This window comes from Stappia sp., from assembly GCF_048268045.1.
Classification (GTDB): Bacteria; Pseudomonadota; Alphaproteobacteria; order Rhizobiales; family Stappiaceae; genus Stappia.
This window is the reverse complement of record NZ_JBLWWG010000022.1, coordinates 1-11,021: the sequence shown is the minus strand read 5'-3', so window position 1 is coordinate 11,021 and position 11,021 is coordinate 1. Positions and strand designations below refer to the sequence as shown.

Annotated in this window: 11 protein-coding genes and 1 pseudogene; 4 read left to right on the top strand and 8 right to left on the bottom strand. The window is 67.3% G+C overall.

Going from position 1 to position 11,021, the window contains the following annotated elements; genetic code table 11:
• The 8 genes from ACN0WF_RS19800 to ACN0WF_RS19765 all read right to left on the bottom strand — a co-directional run.
• On the bottom strand, positions 1-1,467 hold a 1,467-nt coding region (locus ACN0WF_RS19800; protein ID WP_417774500.1), incomplete at its 3' end, for a 2Fe-2S iron-sulfur cluster-binding protein.
• Positions 1,464-1,784 carry a sarcosine oxidase subunit delta gene (locus ACN0WF_RS19795; RefSeq protein WP_417774499.1) on the bottom strand — a complete coding sequence of 107 codons (321 nt, stop codon included), beginning with the start codon at positions 1,782-1,784 and terminating at the stop codon, positions 1,464-1,466. The genes ACN0WF_RS19795 and ACN0WF_RS19800, both read right to left, overlap by 4 nt.
• Before the next feature lie 9 nt (positions 1,785-1,793).
• Positions 1,794-2,150 (bottom strand): cupin domain-containing protein, encoded by a 357-nt coding sequence (locus ACN0WF_RS19790; RefSeq protein WP_417774498.1) that lies wholly within the window; start codon positions 2,148-2,150, stop codon positions 1,794-1,796.
• Positions 2,151-2,158: 8 nt separating this feature from the next.
• Positions 2,159-3,412, bottom strand: coding sequence for a sarcosine oxidase subunit beta family protein (locus tag ACN0WF_RS19785; RefSeq protein ID WP_417774497.1), 1,254 nt, complete (start codon positions 3,410-3,412; stop codon positions 2,159-2,161).
• A gap of 168 nt (positions 3,413-3,580) precedes the next feature.
• Positions 3,581-3,985, bottom strand: coding sequence for a DUF423 domain-containing protein (locus ACN0WF_RS19780; protein ID WP_417774496.1), 405 nt, complete (start codon positions 3,983-3,985; stop codon positions 3,581-3,583).
• A 6-nt stretch (positions 3,986-3,991) separates the two neighbouring features.
• Positions 3,992-4,900, bottom strand: a complete 909-nt coding sequence (locus ACN0WF_RS19775; RefSeq protein ID WP_417774495.1) for a nitrilase-related carbon-nitrogen hydrolase — start codon at positions 4,898-4,900, stop codon at positions 3,992-3,994.
• Positions 4,901-5,261: 361 nt separating this feature from the next.
• Entirely contained in the window at positions 5,262-5,465 is a 204-nt protein-coding gene (locus ACN0WF_RS19770; protein WP_417774494.1) for a hypothetical protein, read from the bottom strand.
• 168 nt (positions 5,466-5,633) lie between these two features.
• The gene (locus tag ACN0WF_RS19765) at positions 5,634-7,439 is read right to left on the bottom strand and encodes a PHA/PHB synthase family protein (protein WP_417774493.1); all 1,806 of its coding nucleotides are present in this window, start codon (positions 7,437-7,439) and stop codon (positions 5,634-5,636) included.
• 208 nt (positions 7,440-7,647) lie between these two features.
• Between ACN0WF_RS19765 and ACN0WF_RS19760 the strand changes: the two genes are divergently transcribed.
• The 4 genes and pseudogenes from ACN0WF_RS19760 to glpX all read left to right on the top strand — a co-directional run.
• Complete coding sequence (locus ACN0WF_RS19760; RefSeq protein WP_417774492.1) at positions 7,648-8,088, top strand: hypothetical protein; 441 nt, start codon at positions 7,648-7,650, stop codon at positions 8,086-8,088.
• 199 nt (positions 8,089-8,287) lie between these two features.
• Positions 8,288-9,505 (top strand): LL-diaminopimelate aminotransferase, encoded by a 1,218-nt coding sequence (locus ACN0WF_RS19755; protein ID WP_417774491.1) that lies wholly within the window; start codon positions 8,288-8,290, stop codon positions 9,503-9,505.
• A gap of 44 nt (positions 9,506-9,549) precedes the next feature.
• Positions 9,550-10,863, top strand: a complete 1,314-nt coding sequence (locus ACN0WF_RS19750; RefSeq protein WP_417774490.1) for a homoserine dehydrogenase — start codon at positions 9,550-9,552, stop codon at positions 10,861-10,863.
• Between the two features lie 31 nt (positions 10,864-10,894).
• A pseudogene (glpX, locus tag ACN0WF_RS19745) lies at positions 10,895-11,021 on the top strand (fructose-bisphosphatase class II); the annotation flags it as partial.

Sequence of the window (11,021 nt, the reverse complement as noted above, 5' to 3'; positions counted from 1 at the left end):
GCTTCTCGTCGCCGCGGCCGCGCCGGCGGCCGCGCCCGAGGCAAGCACGGCGGCAAGACCGTCGACACCGGCGGCGGAGCCGGCTGAGCGATGGCCCGAGGCCGGGTCAAGCGGCAGGAACGCGCCGCGTTCCGCGTCATAGGAGAGCTTGCCGCGCGCCTGCGAGTGCAGCGAGATGTTCGGCGTCCATCCGCCGGACATGAGCAGTGTGTCGCAGGCGATCTCGCCGGCGGCCGTGACCCGACCGTCGGCGCGCAGACGTCCGAGCAGCACGCCCTTGACGCGGGCACGGCCGACAACGCCGGTCACGGAACAGGCAAGCTCCGTCCGGATCCCGGCCTCGCGCGCCGCCGCGACAAGCGCGGCATCGACCTCCTGCCTGAGATCGAGGATGGCGACGACATTGCCACCGAGCGCCTGCAGCTCGAGCCCCGCGCGCCAGGCACTGTCGCAGGCCGCGAAAACGGTGATCGCCGCGCCCGGCAGCACGCCATAGCGGTTGGCATAGATGCGCGCTGCCTCCGCCATCATCACGCCCGGACGGTCGTTTTCCGGGAAGACGAGCGGGCGCTCGATGGCCCCGGTGGCGAACACGATCTCGCGGGCGCGCACCTGCCACAACCGTTCGCGCGGCACAGCCTCGCCCGGCGTCTCGAGATGGTCGGAGAGCCTCTCCGCGAGAGCCACGAAATTGTGGTTGAAACAACCGAAGACGGTGGTGCGGACAAGCAGCGTGACACGCGGATTGTCGCGCAGTTCGGCAAGCGCGTCCGTCACCCAGGCAGCCCCAGGCCGCCCCTCGACGGCGGCGCCGGTGTCGTGCAGCAGCGAGCCGCCAGCCTCCGCCTGCTCGTCGGCGACAATGACCCGCGCCCCGGCCCGTGCCGCGGCAAGTGCCGCAACGAGGCCAGCCGGACCGGCACCGGCGACAAGCACGTCGCAATGGGCATAGCGGTTGGCGTAGCGGTCGCTGTCACCGGCTGTCGGTGCGCGGCCGAGACCGGCGGCGGCGCGGATCAGCGGCTCATAGACCCTGTTCCAGAAGCTCTTCGGCCACATGAAGGTCTTGTAGTAGAAGCCGGCGACGAAGACGGGCGCGAGCAGGTCGTTGACCGCGCCGATGTCGACGGACAGCGTGGGCCAGCGGTTCTGGCTCTCGGCGACAAGGCCCTCGTGGATCTCGACCTGGGTCGCCCTGAGGTTCGGCGTCATCTGGCCCCGGGCGGCGGCTTCCGCCGATTTCGCCACGCCGACCAGCGCGTTGGGCTCCTCGGAGCCCGCCGTCAGGATGCCGCGCGGGCGGTGGTACTTGAACGAGCGGCCAACCAGGTGGATGCCGTTGGCAAGCAGAGCGGAAGCGAGCGTATCGCCGGCGCATCCCTGCAGGCGGCGGCCGTCGAAGGTGAAGGACACCGGTCGGGTGCTGTCCGTCCGGCCCTTGCCGGGAAGGCGGAAGGACTGGCTCATCGCGCGCCCTCCCCGGCCTGTGCCGCGCGCGCCAGCGCCTCCATGTCGGGACGCGGCTCGCCAGCCTTGTAGATGGCGAGGAAGCGGTCGCTCACCGTGTCGCGCACGGCATTGAAGAAACGGCCGCAGCCATGCAGGTGGCGCCAGCGCTCGGCGTGCAGCCCCTTCGGATTCGAGCGCATGTAGAGGAACTCCGCCCACTGCTCGTCGGTGAGCGCGGAAGGATCGCCGGGGCGGGCGACATGCGCCTCGCCGGCACAGTGGAACTCGATCTCCGGACGGTCGACGCCGCAATAGGGACAGGGGATCAACAGCATGGCGGCTCCTCAGATCCTCGTCTTGGCGGCGGCGGTCGCCGCGTCGCCGGTGTTCGGCGTGCCGGAGGGCTCGATCAGCATGAGATGGGTCTCGACCTCGGCGACCGGGCAGTGCTCGACGCCTTTCGGCACGACGAACAACTCGCCCGGGCCGAGCGTCACGTCGCCCTCGCGCATGCGAATGGTGAGCCGGCCGGACAGCACCAGAAAGAAATCATCCGTCTCCGCATGCTCATGCCAGACGAACTCGCCCTGGACCTTGACCACCATCAGGTCGTGGCCGTTGAAGGCGCCGACGATCTTCGGCGACCAGTGTTCGGTGAACAGCGAGAGCTTCTCGGCGAGATTGACGGGCTGGCTGGTCATGGAAACCCTCAGTGGGCGACGGCGGCGGCGGCCGCCTCGTCGATGAGCCGGCCGGTGCGGAACCGATCCAGCGTGAAGGGGGCGTTGATCGGGTGCGGCTCGTCGCGCGCGATCGTGTGGGCGAAGACATGGCCCGAGCCCGGCGTCGCCTTGAAGCCGCCGGTGCCCCAGCCGCAATTGACGTAAAGGCCGGGGACGGGCGTCTTCGCGATGATCGGCGAGCGGTCCGGCGTCACGTCGACGATGCCGCCCCAGTTGCGCAGCATCCGCATGCGGCGGAACTGGGGAAAGAGCTCGCAGATCGCATCGACCGTATGCGTGGTGATCTGCAGGCCACCGGTCTGGCTGTAGGAGACATACTGATCCGTGCCCGCGCCGATGACCAGCTCGCCCTTGTCGGACTGGGAAATATAGGCATGGACCGTGTTCGACATGACCACGCAGGGAAAGCACGGCTTGACCGGCTCGGACACGAGCGCCTGCAGAGGATAGGACTCCAGCGGCATGCGCTGGCCGGCCATGTCCATGACGACGGATGTGTGGCCGGCCGCGACGACGCCGACCTTTCGGGCTCCGATGAAGCCGCGCGAGGTCTCGACCCCCTCCACCGCGCCATCGGCGCCGCGACGGATGCCCGTGACGGCGCAATTCTGGATGATGTCGACGCCAAGCCGGTCGGCCCCGCGCGCGTAGCCCCAGGCCACCGCGTCGTGGCGGGCGACGCCGGCCTTGCGCTGCAGCGCCGCGCCCATCACCGGATAGCGGATGTTGCGCTCGATGTTGAGCGGCGGGCAGAAGGCCTTTGCCTCCTGCGCGCTCAGCCATTCGTTCTGCACGCCGGCCAGCCGGTTGGCGTGAACGTGGCGCTTGAACACCTGCACGTCATGCACCGTATGGGCGAGCATCATCACGCCGCGCGCGGAATACATGACGTTGTAGTTGAGTTCCTGGGAGAGGCCCTGCCACAGGTCCATGGCGTGGTCGTAGAGCCCCTCGCTCTCCTCCCACAGGTAGTTGGAGCGCACGATGGTGGTGTTGCGCCCGGTGTTGCCGCCGCCGAGCCAGCCTTTTTCGAGCACCGCCACGTTGCGGATGCCATGCTGACTGGCAAGGTAATAGGCGGTGGCGAGCCCGTGGCCGCCCGCCCCGATGATGATCACATCATAGGCGGGTTTCGGCTCCGCCTGACGCCACTGGCGTCCCCAGTCCTGATGAGCGTTGAACGCCTTGAGCGCCAGATCCCAGAAGGAGAAGCGTGTCATGTGGTCCTCTCGCGCCCGACGGTCCCGTCGACGGCGTGGCCCGCACGCGCGCCGGGCGATGCCGTCCCTCGTGTTGTGCCGCCGATCCGGTGTCCAGGCTTGCCGAAAAACGACATCCCGGCGAGGCTTTGCGTCGCATCGGCGGCAGCGCGCAACCTCGCGGCCGGCTCAGGCGCGACGCATCAGCCGCGCGACGCCGAGCAGGAGCACCCCGGTCCAGCCGGCAATCATCAACCCGCCGCCCGTCGGCGCCGCCATCGGGAAGATCCGGTGGTCGACAAGCACCCGCATGGTGACGTCGCCGCAGAACAGCGAAACCCCGAGCGTGAGCACGATCACCGTCAGCGGCAAAAGGAAGCGCGGGCCGGTGCCGTGCAAGGCCGCCAGCGCAAGAAACACCGGCGCATGGAAGAGCAGCATCTGGGCGGAGGTCAACAACCGCTCGCCGTCGGGCAGATGCGCCGCCATCGCCATCAGCGCCACGCCCATTCCGCCGGCGAGACCGCCGATGACGATCGCCGCGCCGCAGGCCTTGTCGGAGCCGAGAGACTCGGCGGGATCCGTATCGCTCATGATTTTCTAGATGCTCCTGAGGGTCACATCGGCGGCGGACCAGTTGCCCGGCCAGACCTCGGCGCCACCGGCGCGCAGCTTGCGGATCTCGCCGACCGGCACATCCGCGACGAGGAACGGTTCGGATCCGTCCTCACCGTCGGTCGCGGCGATCTCGCCGCCGATGCCCGTGTAACCGAGCGTCGGCTCGCAGGGAAGGAACAGGGACGCGCCGGAAACATTGGACGCCGGCTGGGTCGCCCCCTCGGCAACGCCGACGGCACCGCACACGGCAACCGCCGCCATCAGCTCCACGGCACGCGCGCGGGCGCAACCGAAGACGCGCGAATAGCCGGCGAGATTGGAGGTCATCGACGGCACGACCAGAAGATCCGGCGCATTTCGCGCCAGCAGGCACGACAGCGCCGGCATTTCCACGTCGAGGCAGATCAGCACCGCCATCTTCAGTCCGGCGAACTCGAAGACGGCGAGATCCGTGCCCGGCGTCAGCAGCCAGCTCTCGGGATCAAGCTCGAAGGGGGTGAGCGCCAGCTTGTCGTGCACGATGCGTCGCCCATCAGGCAGAAGCACCAGCGCACGGTTGAAAAAGCCACCCTTGCCGTCTGGCCAGGGCATGGACCCGGCAACGAGGGCGACCTGGTGGCGGGCGACCAGCGCCTCAAGCGACGGCAGGATCCGCTCTCCCTCCTCCGCCATGAAGGCGAGCTCGCCGGTGACCGGAAGATCGGCCGGCTTCCAGGCGAGACAGGCCTCGCTCAGGTATTCGGGAAGCACGAGAAGGCGTGCGCCCTCCTCCCTGGCGCGGGTCAACCGCGCATCGATCCCGGCGACGAAGGCGGCGGGCGTGGAGCCACCGCTCGCCAGGTTGAAGGCACAAAGAGCAATCCGGAAAGCGCCGGAGTCAGGTTCTGTCATGGAGGAAACACCGGTCTGGATCATTGCGGAATGCAGGGCGAAGGACGGGGCACAAGACGGGGCAAAAGACTGGGCGGAATGCTGGCGCGGGCGGGCCCGCAATGCAAGTGCCTCGGCCGCTTGTCCATCAGCCGCGACCACGCGCCGCGCCGAGGGCAGATGCCGAAAGGCCGCACGGACGCCCCCGCACCGGGTGCCGCGGCCTTGCGAATCGGGCCGACACCAAGTTGAATATCATGAAGATGTGAAAGTTCGCCGGGCAAGAGACGCGTTCACGCTGCAAACGCGGCCTGCGTCAGCGCATGAAAAGGCAAGAGCGCGACGAGACAGGCGGGATCAGGCCGAGACGGCCGTTTTCAGATCAGTCCTGGGTGGAAATGATCTTCGCCGCCATCAGCAGGCTGGCAAGGATGAGACCGGCGCGCAGCGGCGTCACCGGAGGCGCGCGCTTTTCCACGGCGCCCACGACACCATTGGCCTGAAGCCGGCGCAGGGCGCGTTCGGCATTATCGGCAGCGCCGTCGACATCCGCCATCAGCCGGCGGAGCTGTGCCCGTGGAGACATCATCCAATCCCTTGTCATCATCCGCCATCACGTTAGCGCTCGACCGGTTTCGCCTTCCTTAACGGGAAAGGCAGTTCCTGCCGGGTTGGCCAAGAGAGGGCAGATTGTGCCGGGCGGAGAGACTCCGCCCGGATCAGGGAAAAACAATGGCGCCGCGACGGACTGCGCTCAGCTCACGGCCTTGACGTAACGGCCAGGCGCATCCTCGATGATCTTCATCCGGTGCGCGCCGGGCTTGCGCGCCTTCACCGTGGTGTCGTCGAGGGAGCGGATCCAGCTGTCCCAATGCGGCCACCAGGAGCCGGGATGCTCCTCTGCCTGCGCAATCCAGTCATCCAGCACGCCCTTCGGGCGCGGCCCCGTCCAGAATTGGTACTTGTTGCGGGACGGCGGATTGACGACGCCGGCGATGTGGCCGGAGCCGGAGAGCACATATTCGACCGGCCCGCCGAAGAACTGGGAGCCGACGAAGACCGACAGCGGTGGCGCGATATGGTCCTCTCGGGTGGCGAGATTGTAGATCGGGATCGTCACCTTGCCGAGATCGAGCCTCTGGCCGGCAATCTCCATCGTGCCCTGGGTCAGCCGGTTTTCGAGGTAGCAGTTGCGCAGGTAGAAGGAGTGGTTCGCCGCCGGCATGCGCGTGGAATCGGAATTCCAGAACAGCAGGTCGAAGGGAAACGGCTCGCGCCCCTTCAGGTAGTTGTTGACCACATAGGGCCAGATCAGATCGTTGGAGCGCAGCAGGTTGAAGGCCGAGGCCATCCTCGAGCCGTCCAGATAGCCCTTCTCGACCATCTGGCGCTCGAGCGTCTCTATCTGCTCTTCGTCGACGAAGACCTTGAGATCGCCGGCATGGGTGAAATCGACCTGCGTGGTGAAGAAGGTCGCGCTCTTGATGCGCGTATCGCCCACCGCCGCCATATAGGCGAGCGTGACCGAGAGAAGCGTGCCGCCAACGCAATAGCCGATGGCGTTGACCTCTTCGGTCCTGGTGGCGCGCTTGATCACGTCGAGCGTCTCCAGCACGCCCTCGCGCATGTAGTGCTCGAAGCTCTTGCGCATCTGGCGCTCGTCGGGGTTCACCCAGGAGATGACGAACACCGTATGGCCCTGCTCCACCGCCCAGCGGATGAAGGATTTCTCAGGGTTGAGGTCGAGAATGTAGAACTTGTTGATCCACGGCGGCACGATCATCAGCGGACGCTTCAGAACCGTCTCCGTCACCGGCGTGTACTGGATCACCTGGCAGACGTCGTTCTCGGCGATCACCTTGCCCGGCGTCATTCCGAGATTCTCGCCCACCTTGAACTTGCCCAGGTCGGATTGGCGGATCTTCAACTCGCCCTTGCCGGCGGCGATGTCCTCGGCCAGCAGCTTCATGCCGCGCACGAGGTTCTCGCCGTTGGATTCCAGCGTCTCGCGCAGGAGCTCGGGGTTGGTGAGCACGAAGTTCGACGGCGACAGCGCGTTGGCGATCTGCTTGACGTAGAAATCCGCCTTGTGGCGGGTGTGCTCGTCGAGATCGGCGGCCTCGACCACCATCTCCTCGGCCCAGCGGGAGGTGATCAGGTAGAGCTGCTTGACGAAATCGAAGAACTGGTTGTCGTTCCACTCCGGATCGCCGAAACGCTTGTCGCGCGGGTCGGGGGAAATCGCCGGATCGACCGTTTCTCCCATCATCCGCTTGAGCGACGAGTTCCAAAGGCTCATGTAACCGGTCCAAAGACGGCTCTGCGCCTCGATCGCGCGCTGCGGATCGGACATCCAGAACTCGCCCACCTGGCCGAGCGTCTTGAAGATGACGCTCATCTCGTCGGCGAGGCCGGACTTGATCTCGCCCTTCTCGCGCGGTTCCACATAGGCGGCCATGGCCTTGCCGGCATTCTCCACCACACGGGCGAGGTTGTGGGCGAAGGCCTCCGGGTTCTTGACGATATACTGAAGCAGCGGATTGGGCGTCTGGTCCGTCATTCCCGCAAATCCCCCCTTTTTATGGCGACTGGGGCCTTCTGGCCGCGTCCCGAAACACCTGTATTGGAGCCGGTCCCACTTCCCGGCATAATAGCACTTCGTGACGCACGACTGACAAGTTGGACAACGCGCCTACAATGTCGTACGTCCTGCGGGGCACGCAAGGCGTGCACATGCGAAAGTTCGGGACGAACCGGAAAAGACGCTTATGCGATTGCAAGGACTGGCTCTGGCGACCTGCATGGCCGCGCTTCTGGGCGGATGCGCCTATGCGCCCTCGGGAACTCTGATCGACGCGCTCGAGCCCGCATCCACCGCAGCAACACCCCTTCCCGACGGCACCGGCGTCGCGGCGACGCCGACGACCGCCGCTCCTTCCGCCTATGCCGCGCCCCGCGACCTTCTGACGCCCCCGCGCAACGGCACTTCGGCCGCCGCCGCCATCGCCGCCGGCACGGCGCGCGCGCCCGGCAGCCTGCTGAGCGCGGACGAGGCCGCCGCGCAGCGCAACAGTCTCGTCAGCATCGCCCGTTCGCGCGGTGGCCCCGCAGGTCCCGGCGCCTCCATGACGGCCGGCCAGCTCGAGGAGCTGCGCGCGACCCATGGCAACGCGGCCATCCGCGAGATCGAGGCAGCAGCAGGCGATTGACGGCCGCCCTCGTGGCGGCGGCGCGCCGCCGGCCTGTCGAAGCCGCGGCGGCGACAGGAGAGGCCTTTTTTGAGATGGATTTCACCCTTTTTGCCGATGCGCGGACACGGTCCTGCTGGTATATGCCCGCAAGCCCCGGTCAGGACAGTCGCGTGACGATACCGGCTTGCGGGACCCCTTCGCCTTGAGGAATGAGCCAATGGAAGAGTTCTATCAGACGCGGCGCCTGCCGCCCTATGTCTTCGAACAGGTAAACCGGCTCAAGGCAAAGGCACGCGCAGGTGGCGCCGACATCATCGACCTGGGCATGGGCAACCCCGACCTGCCGACGCCCAAGCATATCGTCGAAAAGCTCGTCGAGACCGTGCAGGATCCGCGCACCCACCGCTATTCGGCCTCCAAGGGCATTCCGGGACTGCGACGCGCGCAAGCCGGCTATTACGAGCGCCGTTTCGGCGTGAAGCTCAACCCGGAAACGCAGGTGGTCGCCACCCTCGGCTCCAAGGAAGGCTTCGCCAACATGGCGCAGGCGATTTCCGCGCCCGGCGACGTGGTGCTGGTGCCGAACCCGAGCTACCCGATCCACGCCTTCGGCTTTCTGATGGCCGGAGCGGTCCTGCGCGCCATTCCGGCGGAGCCCGGACCGGAGGTTTTCCACGCGCTGGAACGTGCGCTCATCCACTCGGTACCCAAGCCGATCGCCATGATCCTGTGCTACCCGGCCAACCCGACCGCCTATGTGGCCGATATCGAGTTCTACCGGGACGTGGTCGCCTTCGCGAAGAAGCACGACATCTTCGTGCTGTCCGACCTGGCCTATTCGGAAATCTATTTCGGCGAGACGCCGCCGCCCTCGATCCTGCAGGTGCCGGGCGCCATCGACGTGGCGGTCGAGTTCACCTCGCTGTCGAAGACCTTCTCCATGCCCGGCTGGCGCATGGGCTTCGCCGTCGGCAACGAGCGGCTGATCTCGGCGCTCGCCCGGGTCAAGTCGTATCTCGATTACGGCGCCTTCACGCCGATCCAGGTGGCCGCGACCGCGGCCCTGAACGGGCCTGACGATTGCATCGTCGCCGCGCGTTCGGTCTACCGCAAGCGCCGCGATGCGCTGGTCGACGCCTTTGGCCGCGCCGGCTTCCCGGTGCCCGCGCCCGAGGCCAGCATGTTCGCCTGGGCGCCAATCCCGGAGAAATTCCGCCATCTGGGATCCGTCGAATTCGCCAAGCTGCTCATCGAGCATGCCGACGTCGCCGTGGCGCCAGGCCTCGGCTTCGGCGAGTATGGCGACACCCACGTACGTATCGCGCTGGTGGAAAACGAACAGCGCATCCGCCAGGCGGCACGCAACCTGCGCCGTTTCCTTGAAACCGCGGACGAAAAATTGCACAACGTGATCCCCATCGGGGCCAAGGGCTGACACCTCGGCCGGCCCTGCCCGCTTGCAAACGGAATGCGATCTTCATGAAACCTGAACTGCGCGTCGGCGTCGCCGGCCTCGGTACGGTTGGCGCCTCGATGGTGCGCCAGTTGCAGAAGAAGTCGAACGCCTTCGCGGCGCGCTGCGGCCGCACGGTGCGTGTGGCCGCGGTCAGCGCGCGAACGCGCGGCCGCGACAGGGGGATCGACCTCGCCGATGTCACCTGGTTCGACGACCCGGCGGCGCTCGCCGCCGCGCCGGACATCGACGTCTTCGTGGAACTGATCGGCGGCGACAGCGGCCCGGCCGAGGACAGCGTGCGCGCAGCCCTTGCCGCGGGCAAGCATGTGGTCACCGCCAACAAGGCGCTGCTCGCCCGCCACGGCGTCGAGCTGGCGCGCCTCGCCGAGGACAACGGCGTCAGCCTCTCCTTCGAGGCGGCCGTCGCCGGCGGCATCCCGATCGTCAAGACCATGCGCGAGTCCATGGCCGGCAACGACGTGTCGCGGGTCTATGGCATCCTCAACGGCACCTGCAATTACATCCTGACGCGCATGGAGCAGGACGGGCTCGACTTCGCCGCCTGCCTCGCCGAGGCGCAGCGGGTCGGCTACGCCGAGGCCGACCCGACCTTCGACATCGAGGGCAACGACACCGCCCACAAGCTGGCGATCCTGACCTCGCTCGCCTTCGGCTGCGAGATCGACGTCGACGCCATCTATCTCGAGGGCATCGCCTCGATCACCAGCGCAGATATCCAGGCCGCCGACGAACTCGGCTACCGGATCAAGCTGCTGGGCGTCGCGCAGCGCACCGACACCGGCATCGAGCAGCGCGTGCACCCGACGATGGTTCCCAAGACCTCCGCCATCGCCCGTATCGACGGCGTGCTCAACGCCGTCGCGATCGACGCCGATGTCGTCGGCGAGGTGGTGCTGGCGGGACCGGGCGCGGGCGGAAACGCCACCGCCTCGGCGGTGCTTGCCGATGTCGCCGACATCGCCCGCGACATCCGCGTGCCGGTGCTCGGCCAGCCGGTCGCGGGTCTGGCGCCCTACAAGGCGGCGGGCATGCGCATGCACGAAGGCGGCTACTACATCCGCCTGGCGGTCTATGACCGGCCCGGCGCCTTCGCCGAAATCGCGCGGATCATGGCCGTCGAAAGCATCTCGCTTGAATCGATCATGCAGCGCGACCGTGCCGGCGCCAAGGCAGGCGAGGCCGGTGCCCCGCAGCCTGTCACACTCATCACCTATGAAACCACCGAGGCGGCCGTGAAGCGGGCGCTGGCGACGATTTCCGCGCAGAACGTCATCGCCGGCACCCCGCAGATGATCCGCATCGAGAAACTCGCCTGATCCCTTCTCCATCCCCTTTCGAGGAAATCCGATGTCCACCTCCGCCGCCGCCGAAAACAGTGACGTTCTCGACCGTATCCTGACCCTCGAGCTCGCCCGCGTGACGGAGCGTGCCGCGGTCGCCGCCGCGCGCCTGCGCGGACGCGGCGACGAGAAGG